Raw genomic sequence first — 18,335 nt, forward strand, 5'->3', positions numbered from 1 at the left:
CAGGGCTTCCGATTTATCCCTCAGGACACTCCTGGCACGTGGGTCCCTCGACTCACGAACGTACGTCATGCCACGGATGTGCCCTCTTTCCCTCGTACGGATCAGAGGTCACACGGAGGGCCGCCCGATGGCGGAAGCTTTCAAGTGTGACCCTGTGCACGCTCGCCGTCCCACCGCGCCCGCTTCATGTCCAGACGCGGCAGGTGGCCCTCGGCGGCCCTGCTCGCCTCCTTCAGAGGCGTGCCCTCCGTCCGGTAGTGGTCCAGCGCTCTCAGCTCGTGACCCGGCAGCAGGGCCCCGTCCGCGCGGACCACGCGCCACCACGCCACGGCTCCCCCATACAGCGCCATCACCCGGCCGACCTGGCGCGGGCCGCCCTCCTCCAGCCACTCCGCGACGTCCCCGTACGTCATGACGCGCCCCGGCGGGATCAGTTCGGCGACCTCGAGCACCCGCTCGGCGTACTCCGGCAGCGCGTCCGCGTACTCCGAGCGGGCGTAGTCGTACTCCGGGCGGGCGTCGTCCGGCAGGCTCTCCTCGCTCATCCGCCCCATCCTGCCCCACGCCACCGACAATGTGACGCGCTCGCCACTGTGCGTATCCCTCGCCCCGGGGCGACGCTTCGGGCAGACTGTCCGCCCCCGCATTGCACCCTGACGCCCAAGTGTGTCGGTGGGGCATGCCACCATCGTGCGGGCGGTGACTGGTGATACGAGATCAAGAAGAGACGATGAAGCAACAGGGTGTGCACCCGGAGGACGCGGAGAGCACCTCTGACGCTTCGTCGCGTCCGGGCACCGCGAACGCCGACAAGAAGGACGCCGGCGAGAGCAGCGACGTCGAGAACGAGAAGGACGAGAAGGACGACGTCAAGAAGGCCGAGGAGAAGGCCAAGGTCGAGAAGGCCGAGGTCGACAAGGACGCCGGACTGAACGACGTCGGCCGGAAGGCCGTCGAAGGCAAGGCCGCGTACGACCTGGACGACGAGGCGCACGTCGACGAGGTCGAGGGCGACGAACCGCTGCTCCCCGCGCGCGTGCACCGTCCGTCCGACCTGATGCGGCTCCTGGTGGGTGTGCTGGGCATCGCCCTGCTCCTCGCGATCGCCGCGTTCGCGCACGGCACCACCTCAGGTCTCGAACAGGACATCAACAAGGGCACCGGACAGGCGCCCGACGTGTTCAGCAAGCTGGCCGGGCTCGTGTCCAGCATCGCGATCCTCCTGGTGCCCGTCGCCTTCGCGATCGAGCGGCTGATCAAGCGGGACGGGCTGCGCATCGCCGACGGCGTCCTCGCGGCGGTCCTCGCGCACGGTGTGACGCTCGCCACCGACCTGTGGGTCGCGCGGGCAGCCCCGGAGTCCATCCGGGACGCACTCACCCAGCCCTCGCCCGGCGACGTCGGCTCCCTCACCGACCCGGTGCACGGGTATCTCGCGCCGGTCATCGCATACATGACAGCCGTGGGCATGTCCCGCAGACCGCGCTGGCGTGCGGTCCTCTGGGCCGTCCTGGTCCTCTACGCCTTCTCCATGCTGGTCACCGGCTACACCACGCCGTTCTCGATCCTCCTGACGCTGCTGATCGGCTGGACCGTCGCCTACGGCACGCTGTACGCGGTCGGCTCACCCAACGTCCGTCCCACCGGACGGACCCTGATGGCGGGCCTCAGGCACGTCGGCTTCCGCCCGGTGAGCGCGGCCCGCGAGGAGGTCTCCGACACCCAGGAGACCACCACCGACCGCGGTCGGCGCTACTTCGTCACCCTTGAGGACGGCCCACCGCTGGACGTGACGGTCGTCGACCGCGAGCAGCAGGCGCAGGGCTTCTTCTATCGCGCGTGGCGCAATCTGACGCTGCGCGGGTTCGCCACCCGCAGCAGCCTCCAGTCGCTGCGCCAGGCCCTGGAGCAGGAGGCACTGCTCGCCTACGCCGCCATCGCCGCCGGCGCCAACGCGCCCAAGCTGATCGCCACCTCGGAGCTCGGCCCGGACGCCGTGATGCTCGTCTACGAGCACACCGGCGGGCGCACCTTGGACTCGCTGCCGGACTTCGAGATCACGGACGACTTGCTGCGCGGCACCTGGCACCAGGTCAAGGCGCTCCAGTCCCGGCGCATCGCGCACCGCAGGCTGGTCGGTGACGCGATTCTGGTGGATCGTTCCGGCAAAGTGATCATCACAGATCTGCGCATCGGTGAGATCGCGGCCAACAACCTGCTGCTGCGCATGGACATCTCCCAGCTACTGGTGACGCTGGGCCTGCGGGTGGGCGCCGAGCGCGCGGTGGCCACGGCGGTGAGCGTGCTCGGCCCCGACGCCGTGGCCGACTGCCTGCCGATGCTGCAGCCGATCGCGCTGAGCCGCTCCACGCGCGCGACGCTGCGCAGACTCGCCCGGGAGCGTGCCCAGCGCGAGCGCGAGGCGGTACTGGAGGCGTCCCGGCACGCCAAGCACGCCCGCGGCGAGGAGGAGGCCACGGGCGACGCCGGAGCCGTACCCGACAAACTGGACAAGAAGACCGTACGGGCGCAGGCGCGGGCCGAGAAGCGGGCCATCGACGAGGCGCTGGACGAGGCGCGCGAGGAGGATCTGCTCACGCAGATCCGCCACGAGGTGCTGCGGATCAGGCCGCAGGCGCCGGTCGAGCCGGCCAGGCTGGAGCGGGTGCGGCCGCGCACGCTGATCAGCTTCATCGCCGGTGCCATCGGCGCGTACTTCCTGCTGACGCAGCTCACGCACATCGAGTTCGGCCCGCTCATCTCCAACGCGCAGTGGGGCTGGGTGGCCGCGGCCGTGCTGTTCTCGGCGGCCAGCTACTTCGCGGCGGCGATGGCGCTGCTGGGGTTCGTGCCCGAGCGCGTGCCGTTCCTCCGGACGGTGGCGGCGCAGGTCGCCGGGTCGTTCGTGAAGATCGTCGCCCCGCCGGCGGTGGGCGGTGTGGCCCTCAACACGCGCTTCCTCCAGCGCGCGGGCGTGCGGCCGGGGCTCGCGGTGGCGAGCGTCGGCGCCTCGCAGCTGTTCGGGCTCGGCTGCCACATCCTGATGCTGCTGTCTTTCGGCTATCTGACCGGCACCGAGAAGACTCCGTCGCTGTCGCCGTCCCGGACGGTCATCGCGGGCCTGCTGACGGTGGCGGTGCTGGTGCTCGTGGTGACCTCCGTGCCGTTCCTGCGGAAATTCGTCGTCACGCGCGTGAGGTCGCTGTTCGCGGGGGTCGTGCCGCGCATGCTGGACGTGCTCCAGCGGCCGCAGAAGCTGGTCACCGGCATCGGCGGCATGCTGCTGCTGACCGCCTGCTTCGTGATGTGCCTTGACGCGTCGATCCGGGCCTTCGGCAGCGAGGGAACGTCGATCAGCATCGCCAGCGTGGCCGTCGTCTTCCTCGCGGGCAACGCGCTCGGCTCGGCGGCACCGACCCCGGGCGGCGTAGGCGCCGTGGAGGCGACCTTGACGGTCGGTCTGATCGCCGTCGGCCTGGAAAGCGAGGTCGCCGCGCCCGCGGTGCTGCTGTTCCGACTGCTGACGCTGTGGCTGCCGGTGCTGCCCGGATGGCTGGCCTTCAACCACCTGACGCGTAAGGGCGCGCTGTAGCGGGCGGCGTCCTACGTTGGAGGGCACGGAAGAGATGGTGCGTCGCGGTAGCTCGTACGGCCCGCGCCCCGAGCGCCCCACCACGTACGACCGCAGGATGGGACCATGCCGAACCCTCCCCGGATCCGCGTCGCTGCCCTGACCGCCACCGCCCTGCTGCTGTCCTCCCTGCTGGCGGGCTGCAGCGACGACGGCTCCGGGGGACAGGATCTGACGGCCCAGGAACTGAACTGGGAGGACTGCCCGCCCCCCTCCCAGGCGCAGGGCGGCGGGGGCAGCCCGTCGCCCCTGCCGGACGGCGGCACATGGCAGTGCGCCACGATGAAGGCGCCCCTCGACTGGGACGAACCCAAGGGCGACACGATCGACATCGCGCTGATCCGGGCACAGAGCACCGGCGACGAGAGGCGGCGCATCGGCTCGTTGATCTTCAACTTCGGCGGCCCGGGCAGCTCGGGCGTCACCAGCCTGCCTTCCGTCGGCGAACGCTATGGGACGTTGCTCACCCGCTACGACCTGGTGAGCTTCGATCCGCGCGGGGTCGGCCGCAGCGCGCCCGTGCTGTGCGAGAACGACCAGCAGCTCGACGCCCACTTCCAGCAGGACGCGACACCGGACGACGCCACCGAGCGCACCGAACTGCTGGACACCAACAAGGAGTTCACCAGGGCCTGCGAGAAGAACTCCAAGAAGGTGCTGCCTCATGTGCGCACCACCGACGCGGCCCGCGACCTGGACCTGATGCGCCAGCTCCTCGGCGACCGGAAGTTGCACTACTTCGGCATCTCCTACGGCACCGAACTCGGCGGCGTCTACGCCCACTTGTTCCCCGAGAACGTGGGCCGCGCGGTCTTCGACGCGGTGGTCGACCCGACGGAGAACCCCGAGCAGAGCGCGCTGGGGCAGGCCGAGGGCTTTCAGCTCGCGCTCGACAACTTCGCCGCGGACTGCGCCGCCAAGAGCGAGGGCTGCCCGATCGGGAACACCGCCCAGGACATCAAGGACCGCATCGCCAAGCTGCTGAAGGACCTCGACAGCAAGCCGATCCCGGGCGTCTTCCCGCGCGAGCTGACCCAGACGGCCGCCACCTCCGGCATCCTGCAGGCGCTGTACTCGAAGGACTTCTGGGAGTACCTCACCCAGGGCCTGGTCCAGGCATACGACGGTGACGGCAGGCTCCTGCTGCTGCTGGCCGACTCGATGAACGGACGCCGCGAGAACGGCGAGTACAGCAATATCACCGCGGCCAACGTGTCGATCAACTGTGCCGACGACAAGCCCCGCTACACCGCCGCGTACGTGGAGCAAAGGCTGCCCGAGTTCCGGGCCGCCTCGAACCTCTTCGGCGACTCCCTGGCCTGGGCCATGCTCACCTGCACCGACTGGCCCGTACCGGGCGCCGCCGAACATCCCGACGTCAGCGCGCCCGGCTCGGGGCCGATCCTCGTCGTGGGCAACACGGGCGACCCGGCCACGCCCTACGAGGGCGCGCGGAGGATGGCGGAGGCGTTGGGCAAAGGCGTGGGTGTCGAGCTGACGTACGAGGGTCAGGGGCACGGCGCGTACAACACCGGGAACAAGTGCGTGCAGGACGCGGTGAACGGCTATCTGCTCGACGGGAAGGTACCGGCGGCGGGGACCGTCTGCTCCTGAGACCGAGCAGGGAAGCTGAAACCGCAGGTCAGAGAGTTATCCACAGGCCACCGCAACCCATTCGCGGTATGCCTACCATGGCCTGACCGCCATCCGCGGCACAGTGCGGACGGCCTGCGAGGGGGAAGTGACATGGCACGTTTTGTACAGTGGACGGCCCTGACGGCCGCCGCCGCGCTGCTGGTGACGGGCTGCGGCGGCGGCTCGTCCGACGGCGGCGAGGCCGGCCGGGAGACCGACGGAGCGAGCTCTCCGGCCACGTCCGCCGGCCCGGCGACCCCACTGCCATCGTCGCTGACCTCGCAGAAGCTCGACTGGGGACGTTGCAGGGCCACGGCCGACTCCCCCGAACCGGGCGGCGCATGGCAATGCGCGACACTCAAGGCGCCGCTGGACTGGGCGCAACCGGACGGCGAGACGATCGACCTCGCGCTGATCCGTTCCAAGGCCGGCGGCGACGACCGCATCGGCTCACTCCTGTTCAACTTCGGCGGCCCCGGCAGCTCAGGGGTGTCCACGCTGCCGTGGTACGCCTCCTCCGCGCCCGAGCTGAGCGAGCGGTACGACCTGGTGAGCTGGGACCCTCGCGGGGTGGGCGCCAGTGAGGGGGTGCGCTGCCGCAGCGACAAGGAGATCGAGAACTCCGAGTCCGTCGACATCACACCCGACACCCCCGCCGAGGAGACGGCCTACTTCCGGGACGCCGCCGCCTTCGGCAAGGGCTGCCAGAAGTCCGCCGGGACGTTGCTGGCGCATGTGTCGACCACCGACACCGCCCGCGACATGGACCTCATGCGCCAGATACTCGGCGACACGAAGATGCACTACTTCGGCATCTCCTACGGCACCGAACTCGGCGGCGTCTACGCCCACTTGTTCCCCAGAAAGGTGGGCCGGCTGATCCTGGACGCGGTCACCGACCCGAGCGCCGACTCGGAAGGCCACGCCGAGAACCAGACCAGAGGCTTCCAGCGCGCCCTGAACAACTACCTCGAGTCCACCGGCCAGGGCGCCGAGGACGGCACCCAGAAGATCGTCGGCCTGCTGAAGCGGACAGACGCGAATCCGCTGCCGACGTCCTCCGGGCGCAAGCTCACCGAGACACTGGCGCTCACCGGCCTCCTCGGGTCGCTGTACAGCGAGACGAGCTGGCCCACCCTGACCAGCGCCCTGAAGGCGGCCGAGCAGGGAGACGGCACAGAACTGCTGGCACTCGCCGACGGCTACAACGACCGCGACTCCTCGGGGCACTACCTGACGGGGACCCACTCGCAGCGGGTCATATCGTGCCTGGACGACAAGCAGCGGCCGACGGTCGCGCAGACGAAGAAGCTGCTGCCGCGGTTCAAGAAGATCTCGCCCGTCTTCGGACCCATGCTGGGCTGGGACACGGCCGGCTGGTGCCACGACTGGCCGGTGGCCGGGCAGTACGACACTCCGGAGGTGAGTGCGCCGGGCGCGGCACCGATCCTGCTGGTCGGCAACACCGGCGACCCTGCCACGCCCTACGAGGGCACCCGGCGGATGGCGGACGAGCTGGGCAAGGGCGTCGGCGTGATGATCACCTGGAAGGGCGAGGGACACGCCTCGTACGGGAAGGGGAGCGACTGCGTCGACTCCACGGTGAACGCGTATCTGCTGCAGGGGACGGTGCCCAGGGACGGCAAGGTCTGCTCATGACGAGGGCCGTGGGCGGCGGGCAGACTCCTGGATGAAACTTTGTGTGCAGATGTGTTGACCCCTGTTCGGATCATCTTCTAGTTTGCGGGAGCCATCGAGCCGCCGGCCCCGTGTCTGCGGTTCGTCGCGAACGCAACCGCTCAGAAGGGGACGCCGTGCCACGAAAGAACCATCGCCGGACAGCTTGCCTCGGCGCATTGCTGGCCTGCGTCACGGCATTCGGGGGAGCACTCGCCTCCCCCGCATCCGCCTCCCCCGCACCCGGCAAGGCGGCCGTGCCGCCCGTCAGCGACTTCCAAGGGGTCAACTGGGCCGACCCGCGCGACAACTACGCCGATGACGCGGTCGTGCCCTCGGGCCTGTCCACCTCCGACAGCTACGACACCACCTACGCCAAGTCCAAGGCGATCATCGCCGGGTTCGCCAAGCTGGGCGCCAACACCGTCCGGCTGCCGGTCAACCCCACCTCCGTCAACGGCCCGTTCTGGAAGTCCTACAGGGGCGCGATCGACGCCGCCACCGGCCAGGGGTTCAAGGTCATCCTGGGCTACTGGGAGGCCGACAACGCCAAGGACGGCAAGATCGACAACCAGGCCGCCTACGACCAGATGTGGGCGCGGATCACCTCCGCCTACGTGGGCGACTCCCGGGTGTACTTCGAGCCGATGAACGAGCCGTTCGGCTACACCTCCCAGGAGTGGCGCGACATCGCCGCCCGCTGGCTGACGACCCACCGCTCCATCCCCCGCGACCGGATCCTCATCGGAGGGGTCAAGTACAGCGAGGACGTCAAGCCCGTGTGCGCCGACAGCCGGCTGAACGGCACCCGGCTCGCCCTGCACAACTACGGCTTCTGGCACACCGACTGGACCAGCTACGACCAGTGGAAGCAGGACTTCCGGCAGCGCATAGGCACCTGCGCCTCGCGCACCATCCTGGACGAGTTCGGCGCCACCATGACGTCGGGCCTGAACTACAACGGGCCGATCAACGGTTCCCACGAGATCGCCTACATCCAGGCGGCGACCGACACCATCCGTGAACTGGGCCTGGGTTCGGTCTACTGGCCCGGCCTGCGCAACGGGGACACCTACTCCCTCACCACGCTGCAGGGCACGGGCACCAACCTCAGCCTGAAGGTGAACAACCAGAGCGGGCTGGACCGCCTGCACTGGGCCTGGCGGAAGTAGCGACAGGAGCAAGCGACCAGAAACGCGAGAAGCCCACGGCGTCTGAACCGGTCAGAGCCGTGGGCTTCTTGCGTTCGTTCCGCTGGGCGGCGCAGGGGCCGTCTAGTAGACCGGCTTGTGCGGTTCGATCTGGTTGACCCAGCCGATCACGCCACCGCCGACGTGGACGGCGTCGGCGAAGCCCGCGGACTTCAGGACCGCGAGGACTTCCGCACTGCGGACACCCGTCTTGCAGTGCAAGACGATCTTCTTGTCCTGCGGGAGGGTCTCCAGGGCGGTGCCCATCAGGAACTCGTTCTTCGGGATCAGCCGGGCGCCGGGGATCGAGACGATCTCGTACTCGTTGATCTCGCGGACGTCGATGATCTCGATGTTCTCGCCGTCGTCGATCCACTCCTTGAGCTGCTTGGGAGTGATCGTCGAGCCGGCGGCCGCCTCCTGGGCCTCCTCGGAGACGACGCCGCAGAAGGCCTCGTAGTCGATGAGCTCGGTGACGGTCGGGTTCTCGCCGCAGACCGCGCAGTTCGGGTCCTTGCGGACCTTGACCTGGCGGTACTGCATCTCCAGGGCGTCGTAGATCATCAGGCGGCCGACCAGCGGCTCACCGATGCCGGCGAGGAGCTTGATGGCCTCGTTGACCTGGATGGAGCCGATGGACGCGCACAGCACGCCCAGCACGCCGCCCTCGGCGCAGGACGGAACCATGCCGGGGGGCGGGGGCTCCGGGTAGAGGCAGCGGTAGCAAGGGCCGTGCTCGGACCAGAAGACCGAGGCCTGACCGTCGAAGCGGTAGATCGAGCCCCATACGTACGGCTTGTTCAGCAGCACACAGGCGTCGTTGACCAGGTAGCGGGTCGCGAAGTTGTCCGTGCCGTCGACGATCAGGTCGTACTGGCTGAAGATGTCCATCACGTTGTCGGCCTCGAGCCGCTCCTCGTGAAGGACCACGTTCACGTACGGGTTGATGCCGAGGACGGAGTCGCGCGCGGACTCGGCCTTGGAGCGCCCGATGTCGGACTGGCTGTGGATGATCTGGCGCTGCAGGTTCGACTCGTCGACCTCGTCGAACTCCACGATGCCGAGCGTGCCGACGCCCGCGGCGGCGAGGTACATCAGCGCCGGCGAGCCCAGGCCGCCGGCGCCCACACAGAGCACCTTGGCGTTCTTCAGCCGCTTCTGCCCGTCCATCCCGACATCCGGGATGATCAGGTGGCGGGAGTACCTGCGAACCTCGTCTACGGTGAGCTCGGGGGCCGGCTCGACCAGGGGTGGCAGCGACACGGGGACTCCGTTGGTCGGTCGATCACTATGGTTGTACTTGCCGTAACACTGCCATGGGCTTTTTCATTCCGAGACACCTGTTCCGATCCGCGAGACGATTTCGTCCCAGTAGCCGGGCATGGTCTCCCAGGGGCCGGTGCGGCCGCCGCGGTCCGTGTGGTCGGTGAACCAGATCGTCGCGGCGCCCTGCCAGCGGGCGATGCGCAGTGCCTCGTCGAGGTGGCCGAGGGGCACCCCCTGGACGAAGTGGCAGAAGCGGTCGGGCGGGTAGTCGGCCGTCCACTCCGCCACCTGCGACCAGCGGTACTCGCTCCACGACCCCCGGAAGGTGACCAGCTGGTCGGCGCACTCGGCGTAGCCGGGGTGGGGATGGGTGCCGTGACCGAGGACGATGTGGGCCTTGTCACGCAGCGCACGGAGCGTGGTGACCGTGCGGCGGATCCCGGGCAGGGCGGCGCGTTCGCTCGGGCAGCGGTCCAGGAGGAAGCCGTCGACGCGGTACCAGTCGACGTACCGGTGCGCCTCGGAGATCATCTCGCCGAAGCCGCCGCCGCCCTGTGCCGTGCCGCCCTGTGCCGTGCCGACCTGTGCCGCGTCCAAGTGGCCGAGGACACGGATCCCCGCGTTGCGCAGCCGTCCGGCGGCCTCCAGGCAGTGCGGGTCGGGGCGGGTGCCGGGGCCGTCGGCGACGTTGAGGACGACCCAGTGCACGGGGGTGCCCGGGCGGGTGAGTTCGCCCCATTCGGTGGGTGCGAGCAGGGGGTGGGCGTAGCCGGGGACGCCGAGGCCGGTGCGGAGGTCCGTGCTCGACGTGGTCGGTTTGGTGCCGGTCAGATACGGCATGCGGCCTCCATCCAGATGTCGCCGAGGGACTCTTCGAGGTTGATCCGGGGACGCCAGCCGAGCCGGTCGCGTGCGGTGCGCACGTCGGCCTGCTGCCAGCTTCCGCAACCGTCCGGATACGGGTAGGCGACCGGGGCGGCGTGGCCGGCGTGGGCCGCGTGGTCCGAGTCGGCGCGGGGGTGGCCGATGGACGGCCGCAACGGGCCGGGCGGGCCGTCGAGTTCGTGCAGGGCGCCGCCGTAGCCGGCCACGCGGGCGAGGACGGCGGCGGCGTCGCGGAGGCGGACGGCGCGGCCGGAGCCGATGTTGATCACGCCCTGCGCCGCGGAGAGGGAGGCGGCGTGCACGGCACGGGCCACGTCCCGGACGTCGACGAAGTCGCGCTGGGCGCCGAGGCCGGTGAGCTTGAGCTCGCCGTCGCCCGACTGCATGGCGCGGCGCATGGCCTCGGCGAGGCGGCCGAGCGGGGAGCCGGCGGGGGTGCCGGGGCCCGCGGGTGAGAAGACGCGCAGAACCACGGCGTCCAGGCCGGAGCCCAGGACGAGTTCGGTGGCGGCGAGTTTGCTGACGCCGTAGGGGCCGCCGGGGCGGGGGACGGCGTCCTCGGCCGTCGACGAGCCGGGCTGGCTCGGGCCGTACTCGGCGCCGCAGCCGATCTGGACGAGCCGGGCGCCGCAGCCGCTGCGGCGCAGGGCCTCGCAGACGGTGGCGACGGCGACGGTGTTGTGGCGGGTGAGTTCGCGGGCGCCGCCTCGGGTGGCGCCGGCGCAGTTGATGACGACACCGGGGTGGACCGCGTCCAGGAAGCGGGTGAGGGCGCCTGGGCTGCCGGACGCGAGGTCGAAGCGGACGTCGGCGTCGTCGCCGCGGCCCAGGGCGGTGAGTTGGACGGCGGGGTCGGCGAGGAGGCGGTCCGCCACGAAGCGGCCGAGGTAGCCGTTGGCTCCGATCAGCAGGACTCTCATCGGGCGGCTCCCGGGGCCGAGCGGTGGTCGGGTCGGGAGGTGATCATTTGGGGGTCTCCTTCGGAGGGCTTCAGACAGGGGGACTTTCGGGGAGAAGGGCTTCAGCGGGTTTCTGGGCGCGGTATGCCTGCGGCAGCCGGTGCCGCGGGGTGGAGGCGCCGGTGCCGCAGGCTGGGGCGCGTGGAATGCCTGTGGCGCGTTGCGGTGCCGGGCCGCGCCGGTTGCCGCCGGGTCACCACGGCTGGTCCCGCGGTGCGTGTGCCGATGCCCTCGTGAGGGTGCGCATCGCGTGGAGCAGGAGCGTCAGGGCGCCCGCGCCGCAGGCCGCTGTCGGGACGGCACCCGGACCCCAGGTGTCGACGAGGGTCTGGAACGGCGTCGCCAGCCAGCCGCAGCCGGGGAGGCGGGAGGCGAAGACGGTGGCCAGGGCCGTGGCCTCGGCTGTTGCTGTGGCGGTGAGGACCAGGGCGGGGGCGTGGGTGAAGCCGTGGGTCGTCAGGAGGCGGCTGAGGAGCAGGAGGGCGCCGAGGGTGAGGGTCTGGGGGTAGGCGGCGGGCTCCTCCAGGACCGTGGCGGTCAGGAGCAGCAGGGCCGTCAGGGCGCCGAGGTGGAGGGCGAAGATGCCGAGGAGCAGAGGCTTCACGGCGGCGGCGAACTCCTCCAGGGCTCGGCTGGCCGACAGTTTGCGGCGCGCTCGTGCGGCGAGGAGGTGGGCGCACCAGGCCGCCGGGGCGACGGACAGGGTGAGGGCCAGGACGGGGGCGGCGGCGAGCGGCCAGGAGCCGTCGGCGGTGCCGGTGGGGAGGGCGTCGGGGCCCGCGGCGACGGCTTCCCTGAGGAGTCCGTCGCCGAGGAGGGCGTAGGCGATGAGCCAGCACATCCGGGTGGCGGTCGGGTGCCTGCGGTCCTTGGCGGCGAGGGGGCCGCGGGCCACGGCCGCGCGCAGGGCGAGGGCGACGGCGAGGGCTCCCGCGGTGGCCGTGATCAGGCGGGACTGGCCGTGGGTGAGGTGCAGGCCGGTCACCGTCGCCGCGCAGAGCGCTCCGGGCAGGAGGGTGAGCACCAGCCAGTCGGCTCGCGCGCGGGGCGTCGTGACGGCCGGGGAGTTGGGGGGCGTGTCCTCGTCGCGGGGTGCTCGGGCGTACATCTCCTCCGCGAGGGAGAAGACGTCCCGGTGCAGGAAGCGTGCCGCGGTGCGGTCGGTGACGCCGTGGGCTTCCAGGCCGGCGGCGATCTCCAGCGGGTCCACCGCGCGTGCGCACAGGTCGCGGTGGCGGTGCATGAGCGCCTTCACGGGGTCGCCGCCGGCGCGGCGGGGGGAGGGCTGTCGGCGGGCGGGGGCGCGGGGGGCGGTCCGTTCGCCGCTGCCGGTCGCAGGCGCGTCGGCGCTCTCTTCCTCGGGTGCGTCCTGTACGTCCGTCTCTGCCACGGGCCACTCCTGCGACCGCTCGTCCCGCGCCCCGGGAGTGGTGGGGGCCCCTGGGCGGTCCAGTCCTCCCAGGCCGCTCATCGCGCCGCCTCCGTCGCCCGCAGCGCGGTGGCGCGCGCGGGGCGTGCCGTCGGCAGGTCCGGGCCGCCGCGGCCCACCAGGTGCGCCGTGCGCCCGGTCCAGCGGCCGGGGACACGGGCCTCGGCGGGGAAGGCGAAGGGCAGCGGGTCCCCGGCCTCGTCGAGGACGACGCGGCGGACCGGTGTGCGCGAGACGATCTCCAGGTAAATGCTGTGAAATGCTGCGACGTTCTGCTCGACGGTGAACAGTTCGAGCGCACGCGCGCGTGCCGCGGCGCCCAGGCGTGCCCGGCGCTCGGGGTCGCGCAACAGCGCGACACAGGCTTCCGCGAGCGCCCGTGGGTTGCGTGGCGGGACGACGAGACCGGTGCCGCCGATGACCTCCACCACCGCGCCGACGTCCGTGGACACCGTCGCGCGGCCGCAGAACATGGCCTCGATCAGGCTGATCGGGAAACCCTCGACGACGCTGGACAGGACGGCGACGGCACCTGAGGCGTACGCCTCGGCGAGGGTCGGGAGCTCCGGACCGCCGAGCTCCTCGAAGGAGACCGGGTTGTCGCCGACCGTGTGCGGGCCCTCCGCCTCGTCGGGGAAGAGTTGCGCGGCCAGCGCCTGGCAATGGCCGAGGTAGGCGGCGCCCTCGGACCCCGAGGGGCTGCCGATGACACGCAGGCGGGTCTTCGGCTGCTCCTTGCGGACCTCGGCGAAGGCGTGCAGCAACGACACCAGGTCCCTGGCCGGTTCGATACGGCCGACCCAGACGAGCGTGTCCGGGTCCGCGCCCTCTGGTGCCTCGCCGACCTCCGCGAAGCGGGTGGCGTCCATGCCGGGGTAGACCGTGCGGAGCTTGGCGCGGTCGGCGCCGCAGCGCTCCTGCCAGCGGCGGGCGTGGGAATTGCCGGGCGTGACGAGGGCGGCCCGGGCGTAGGTCTCGGCGGCGAGCCTGCCGTGGAAGGCGGCGAGCAGGGCGCGTACGGCGGGCGAGGGCTCGGTGGTGTCCAGATAGTGCGTGCGGAGCCGGACTCCGTACTCGGTCAGCAGCAGGGGTACGCCGCAGAAGTGGCGGGCGAGCAGGCCGGGCAGGGCAGCAGAGCCGCCGGACGTGGCGTGGCACACGTCGGCCGAGCCCAGTCCGTCGTCCTCGTACCAGTCGAGCGAGAGGGGGCGCAGGGCGCGTTCGAGGTGCGCGGCGACGGCCAGCAGATCAGGTACGCGCGCCTCACGCGCCGTGCGCAGGGCGCCCCGCGCCCGGCACGCGCGCTCAAGGGTGCGTACGGCGGCCTCGGAGCGGAGCGCGCCCACGAGTCCGCCCTCTTCGCGGGCGAGTTCGGCGAGCCCGTACAGCGCGTTGCCGAAACGGTCCGCCTCAGTGGCGGCCGTGTCCTCCGACGCTTCGGAGGAGTCCCTGGCGCCCCCCGCACAGAGCACGGCCGCCAGCTCGCCGTAGCACTCGGCGAACCGCCGGCGCGCGCGGCGGCCGTAGGCCACCCCGTCCTCCTCGGCCGTCCACAGCGGAGCCGTGCGCACCCGGCTGACCTGCGGCGGCAGTGGCACCCAGCCCTCGTTGTCCTGGTGCTCGCCGCGGCTGAACGCGTAGATGTCGAACTCGTGCTGTCCGAGCCCGCGCACGAGCCGGTCGCACCAGAGCCTGGCGTCACCGCTCACATACGGATAGCCACCCTCCGCAATCAGTCCGATGCGCACGTGTGCACCCCCGATCTCCCTTAAGGGGAGCCGCCGTTCCCCGGGCGGCTCGCAGCGGGACGAACGTATGCGGACAAGGCGGTGGTGCGACGGACGGTTGTCCATCGCACCACCAAAAGGGGTGAACGGTCGTAACTTTCCCGTGCAGGTCGCGTTCCGTCGCGCTAGGAGATCAAGCGCGCACGGATCGTCACGTCTGAACGGCTCGGACGGCCGGTGCGGTCACGGTCACACTGCGGCCAACTCCCGTCGCCCGGCGCGACGCTGGGCCGCGACCCGCGGATCGAGTGCCGGTACGGCGGCCAGGAGCTGCTTGGTGTACGGGTCCTGCGGGTTGTCGTACACCTCGTCGACGGCGCCCTCCTCGACGATCCGCCCGCGCCGCATCACCGCCACCCGGTCGCTGACCTGGCGGACGACGGCGAGGTCGTGCGCGACGAAGACGAGCGCGAGCCCGAGTTCGCGCTGCAACTCGCCGAGCAGGGCGACCACCTGGGCCTGGGTGGTGACGTCGAGCGCGGAGACGGGTTCGTCGCAGACGATGAGGCGCGGATCGGCCGCGAGCGCCCGCGCGATGCCCACGCGCTGGCGCTGACCGCCGCTGAACTCGTGCGGGTAGCGGTCGTAGTGCGCCGCTTCGAGCCCCACGCGCTCCAGCAGTTCCCGCACGCGCCCCCGGATGCGGCCCTCGTCGCCCTCGCCCCGCGCGCGGAGCGGGTCGGCGATCGACTCGCCGACGCTGCGGCGGGGGTTGAGGGAGGAGACGGGGTCCTGGAAGACCATCTGCACGGACGGATCGACGCCCACGCGTGCGTGCCCCTCGTAGCGGACCTCTCCCGCCGTCGGTTCCAGGAGGCCGACCAGCATGCGCCCGAGCGTCGTCTTGCCGCTGCCGCTCTCGCCCACGATCCCGACGGTCTCGCCTCTGTGGATCGTCAGCGACACGTCGTCCACCGCGGCGAACGCCCGCTTTCCGCGTCCGAACTCACGCCGCAGGCCGCTCGCCTCCAGGACGACGTCCGCCGCCCGGTCCCCTGGCGGCTCAGGCGACGCCTCGGCGGTGGCGCGCGGCGCGTCCACCCGCGGGACCGCACCGAGAAGTTCGCGTGTGTACGGCTGCGCGGGCGATCCCAGTACGGCGGTGACCGGCCCGTGTTCGACGGCACGCCCGTGCCGCATGACGAGCACCTCGTCGACGCTCTCGGCGGCGACGCCGACGTCGTGCGTGACGAGGAGGAGCCCCGTGCCGGTCTCCTCGCGGAGTGTGTGCAGCAGGTCGAGGATCTGCGCCTGGACGGTCACGTCGAGCGCGGTCGTCGGCTCGTCGGCGATCAGCAGGTCGGGCTCGCAGGCCAGCGCCATGGCGATGAGGGCGCGCTGGCGCATGCCGCCGCTGAACTCGTGCGGGCGCGAACGGGACCGCCGTACCGCGTCCGGGATGCCGACCCGGTCCAGCACCTGAACGGCACGCGCGCGTGCCGCTCGTCGCGAGGCACGCGTGTGCACGCGGTACACCTCGGCGATCTGGTCCCCGATGGCGTAGTACGGGTCCAGGGACGACAGCGGGTCCTGGAAGACCATCGCGGCCTTCCCGCCGCGCAGCCGCCGCAGTGCCTCCTCCGGCGCCTTCCGTACGTCCACACCGGCCACCTCGACGGCGCCGCCGACCCGCGCGCCCGTGCCGCGGTGCAGGCCGAGCAGGGCCGCGGCGACCGTGGACTTGCCGGAGCCGGACTCACCGACGAGGGCGAGGGCGGCGCCGCGCTCCAGCCGGAAGGAGAGCCCGTCGACGGCGCGCAGGTCGCCGAACTCGACCGTCAGGCCGGTCACTTCGACGAGGCCGGTGGGCGAGCCCTTGCCGGCGTCCTGTGCGGGGATCTTCTCGGCGTCGCTCACGCCGGCACCACCCGTCGGTCGGCCACCGCGTACAGGACGTCCGCGACGGCATTGGCGAGAACAACGAAAAAGCCGGTCACCAGGACCATGCCGACGACCACCGGCAGGTCGACGACCTTGACCGCCTCGACCATCTCCCGGCCGATGCCGGGCAGGCCGAACAGCGTCTCGGTGAGCACGGCACCGCCGAACAGGACGCCGATGTTGTTGGCGTTCACGGCGATGAGCGGGGCCACCGCACCGCGCAGGGCGTGCCGCCAGATGATCGCCCGCTCCCCGACGCCGTAGGCCCGGAAGGTGCGGACGTGGTCCTCGGCGAGCGTCTCCAGCATCGAGGCCCGGGTCAGCCTGGCGTACGTCGCGGACTCGATGAGCGCGAGCGACAGCCAGGGCAGCAGCAGGTTCCAGGCCCACTGCTCGGGGTCGTCGGTGAAGGCGACGTACTGCGGGAAGGGCAGCAGCTCCAACTGCCCGCAGACGACGATCATCAGGACGAGGCCGATGACGAAGACGGGAGTGGCCATGCCCGCGAGGGTCAGCGTGGTCAGCAGCCGCTCGGTGAGCCGCCCGCGCCGCCACACCGACAGCACACCCGTGCCGACGCCGATGACCAGCCACAGCGCCATCGCGCCGAGCGCGAGGGAAGCCGTGACCGGCAGCTTCGCGAGGATCAGCGCGGTGACCTCCTGGTCGCTCTGGTACGACAGCCCGAGGCAGGGCGCCGAGCAGTGCTGGACCGAGGTGCCGGTGGAGTGATCCTGACCGGCGACGAGGCCCTCCAGGAAGTGCCAGTAGCGCGCGTACAGGGGGTCGTTCAGGTGCAGTTGCTCGGCCACCTGCTGCACCTGGGCGGGCGAGCAGCGCGGGCCGCAGGTGATCTGGGCGACGTTGCCGGGAGTGACGTAGAAGACGACGTAGATGATCACCGAGAGGGCGAACAGGGTGACCAGGGCGCCGACGGCACGGCGCAGGACGAAACCGCCGAGTCCACTGAGGCCGGTCACAGGGCACCTCCCTGGGTCTCCCGCTTGCGGCCCGTCCCGACGCGCAGCCGGGAGGCCGCGCGCGGGTCGAGTGCGGTGCGCACGCCGTCGCCGAGCACGGTGAGGGCGAGGACGGTCACGAACAGCGCGCCCGCGGGCAGCAGCAGATACTGCGGTGCCGCCTGGTACCAGACGTCCGCGGAGGTCAGCATCTGCCCCCAGGAGGGCGTCGGCGGCTTCACTCCCACGCCGAGGAAGGACAGGGCCGCCTCGACGGTGATGTTCGTCGGTACGAGGATCGCCGCGAAGGTGATGACGGGGGCCGCGAGCCCGGGAAGCAGCTCGCGGCGGGCGATCCGGACCGTGCTCCAGCCACTGAGCCGGGCGGCGGCGACGTAGTCGAGCTCCTTGAGGGTGAGCGTCTGCGCGCGCACCATCTTGGCGAGCGTGCCCCAGCCGGAGACCAGGCCCACGACCAGCGCCACCAGGACGGGGCGCGGGAAGGCCGTGGGCACGACGGCGAGCAGGGCGAGCGCGACGACCATCAGCGGCATGGCCACGAAGATGTCGGCGACCCGGGTCAGGAGCAGGTCCACCCAGCGGTTGCCGAGCCCGGCCGCGACGCCCACGACGACGCCCAGCACGAGCTGTACGACCGTGGCCGCGAGCGCGACGCCGAGCGACACGCGCGCGCCGTACACCAGCCGCGCGAACAGGTCCCGGCCGGTCTGCGGCTCGACGCCGAGCCAGTGGTCGGCGCTCATTCCGCCGAACGAACCGACGGGCACGCCCCCGCGCGCGGAGTCCACCAGGGAGGGGTGGTACGTGGTCGGGTCCTGGCCCTCGATCGCGGTGAGCAGGGGTGCGGCGAGCGCGACCAGGACGAGCAGCGCGACGACGACCGCCGCGACGAGGGCGGCACGCTGCGTCCGCAGCCGCCGCCAGAACTGACGAGCCCCCGAGGCCCCCGGGACGGCGGTGTCCGCCCCGGGGGTCCGGGAGGCCAACAAGGTCTCACTCATGATGACTTGACCAG

13 protein-coding genes are annotated in these 18,335 nt (G+C 71.4%); 4 read left to right on the forward strand and 9 right to left on the reverse strand.

Annotated features, from left to right (window positions below):
* Window positions 1-140 precede the first annotated feature (140 nt).
* Window positions 141-545 carry an MGMT family protein gene (locus ABZ078_RS33280; protein WP_356581538.1) on the reverse strand — a complete coding sequence of 135 codons (405 nt, stop codon included), beginning with the start codon at window positions 543-545 and terminating at the stop codon, window positions 141-143.
* Between the two features lie 185 nt (window positions 546-730).
* Here ABZ078_RS33280 and ABZ078_RS33285 point away from each other — a divergent pair, with 185 nt between their 5' ends.
* The 4 genes from ABZ078_RS33285 to ABZ078_RS33300 all read left to right on the forward strand — a co-directional run bounded on the left by ABZ078_RS33285 (window position 731) and on the right by ABZ078_RS33300 (window position 8,115).
* Window positions 731-3,592, forward strand: a complete 2,862-nt coding sequence (locus ABZ078_RS33285) for a lysylphosphatidylglycerol synthase domain-containing protein (protein ID WP_356581541.1) — start codon at window positions 731-733, stop codon at window positions 3,590-3,592.
* A gap of 105 nt (window positions 3,593-3,697) precedes the next feature.
* Entirely contained in the window at window positions 3,698-5,245 is a 1,548-nt protein-coding gene (locus ABZ078_RS33290; RefSeq protein ID WP_356581543.1) for an alpha/beta fold hydrolase, read from the forward strand.
* A 132-nt stretch (window positions 5,246-5,377) separates the two neighbouring features.
* Complete coding sequence (locus tag ABZ078_RS33295; protein WP_356581545.1) at window positions 5,378-6,925, forward strand: alpha/beta hydrolase; 1,548 nt, start codon at window positions 5,378-5,380, stop codon at window positions 6,923-6,925.
* 155 nt (window positions 6,926-7,080) lie between these two features.
* Window positions 7,081-8,115, forward strand: a complete 1,035-nt coding sequence (locus tag ABZ078_RS33300; RefSeq protein WP_356581547.1) for a cellulase family glycosylhydrolase — start codon at window positions 7,081-7,083, stop codon at window positions 8,113-8,115.
* Window positions 8,116-8,217: 102 nt separating this feature from the next.
* Here the strand turns inward: ABZ078_RS33300 and moeZ are convergent, their stop codons facing one another.
* The 8 genes from moeZ to ABZ078_RS33340 form a co-directional block, all read right to left on the reverse strand.
* Window positions 8,218-9,396, reverse strand: coding sequence for an adenylyltransferase/sulfurtransferase MoeZ (gene moeZ / locus ABZ078_RS33305; protein WP_356581549.1), 1,179 nt, complete (start codon window positions 9,394-9,396; stop codon window positions 8,218-8,220).
* Window positions 9,397-9,459: 63 nt separating this feature from the next.
* Window positions 9,460-10,239: a spherulation-specific family 4 protein gene (locus ABZ078_RS33310; protein ID WP_356581551.1), complete on the reverse strand. Its 780-nt coding sequence runs from the start codon at window positions 10,237-10,239 to the stop codon at window positions 9,460-9,462.
* A complete protein-coding gene (locus tag ABZ078_RS33315) occupies window positions 10,227-11,204 on the reverse strand; it encodes an NAD-dependent epimerase/dehydratase (protein ID WP_356581553.1) in 978 nt (325 codons plus the stop codon). Before ABZ078_RS33315 ends, ABZ078_RS33310 begins: the two co-directional genes overlap by 13 nt.
* A 232-nt stretch (window positions 11,205-11,436) precedes the next feature.
* The gene (locus ABZ078_RS33320; protein ID WP_356581555.1) at window positions 11,437-12,714 is read right to left on the reverse strand and encodes a hypothetical protein; all 1,278 of its coding nucleotides are present in this window, start codon (window positions 12,712-12,714) and stop codon (window positions 11,437-11,439) included.
* Window positions 12,711-14,420, reverse strand: coding sequence for a DUF3492 domain-containing protein (locus ABZ078_RS33325; RefSeq protein WP_356581557.1), 1,710 nt, complete (start codon window positions 14,418-14,420; stop codon window positions 12,711-12,713). Before ABZ078_RS33325 ends, ABZ078_RS33320 begins: the two co-directional genes overlap by 4 nt.
* Window positions 14,421-14,648: 228 nt before the next feature.
* Window positions 14,649-16,316: an ABC transporter ATP-binding protein gene (locus tag ABZ078_RS33330; protein ID WP_356581559.1), complete on the reverse strand. Its 1,668-nt coding sequence runs from the start codon at window positions 16,314-16,316 to the stop codon at window positions 14,649-14,651.
* Window positions 16,313-17,320, reverse strand: coding sequence for an ABC transporter permease (locus ABZ078_RS33335; RefSeq protein ID WP_356581561.1), 1,008 nt, complete (start codon window positions 17,318-17,320; stop codon window positions 16,313-16,315). Before ABZ078_RS33335 ends, ABZ078_RS33330 begins: the two co-directional genes overlap by 4 nt.
* Entirely contained in the window at window positions 17,317-18,321 is a 1,005-nt protein-coding gene (locus ABZ078_RS33340; RefSeq protein WP_356581562.1) for an ABC transporter permease, read from the reverse strand. Before ABZ078_RS33340 ends, ABZ078_RS33335 begins: the two co-directional genes overlap by 4 nt.
* Between the last annotated feature and the right edge of the window lie 14 nt (window positions 18,322-18,335).

This window comes from Streptomyces sp. NPDC006385, assembly GCF_040612485.1.
Taxonomy (GTDB): domain Bacteria; phylum Actinomycetota; class Actinomycetes; order Streptomycetales; family Streptomycetaceae; genus Streptomyces.

Excerpts from the sequence above, each read along its gene's own strand:
- ABZ078_RS33285 (WP_356581541.1), top strand. The coding sequence starts at position 731 with ATGAAGCAACAGGGTGTGCACCCGGAGGACGCGGAGAGCACCTCTGAC.
- ABZ078_RS33340 (WP_356581562.1), bottom strand. The coding sequence starts at position 18,321 with ATGAGTGAGACCTTGTTGGCCTCCCGGACCCCCGGGGCGGACACCGCC.
- ABZ078_RS33320 (WP_356581555.1), bottom strand. The coding sequence starts at position 12,714 with ATGAGCGGCCTGGGAGGACTGGACCGCCCAGGGGCCCCCACCACTCCC.
- ABZ078_RS33310 (WP_356581551.1), bottom strand. The coding sequence starts at position 10,239 with ATGCCGTATCTGACCGGCACCAAACCGACCACGTCGAGCACGGACCTC.
- ABZ078_RS33280 (WP_356581538.1), bottom strand. The coding sequence starts at position 545 with ATGAGCGAGGAGAGCCTGCCGGACGACGCCCGCCCGGAGTACGACTAC.
- ABZ078_RS33295 (WP_356581545.1), top strand. The coding sequence starts at position 5,378 with ATGGCACGTTTTGTACAGTGGACGGCCCTGACGGCCGCCGCCGCGCTG.
- ABZ078_RS33315 (WP_356581553.1), bottom strand. The coding sequence starts at position 11,204 with ATGAGAGTCCTGCTGATCGGAGCCAACGGCTACCTCGGCCGCTTCGTG.
- ABZ078_RS33290 (WP_356581543.1), top strand. The coding sequence starts at position 3,698 with ATGCCGAACCCTCCCCGGATCCGCGTCGCTGCCCTGACCGCCACCGCC.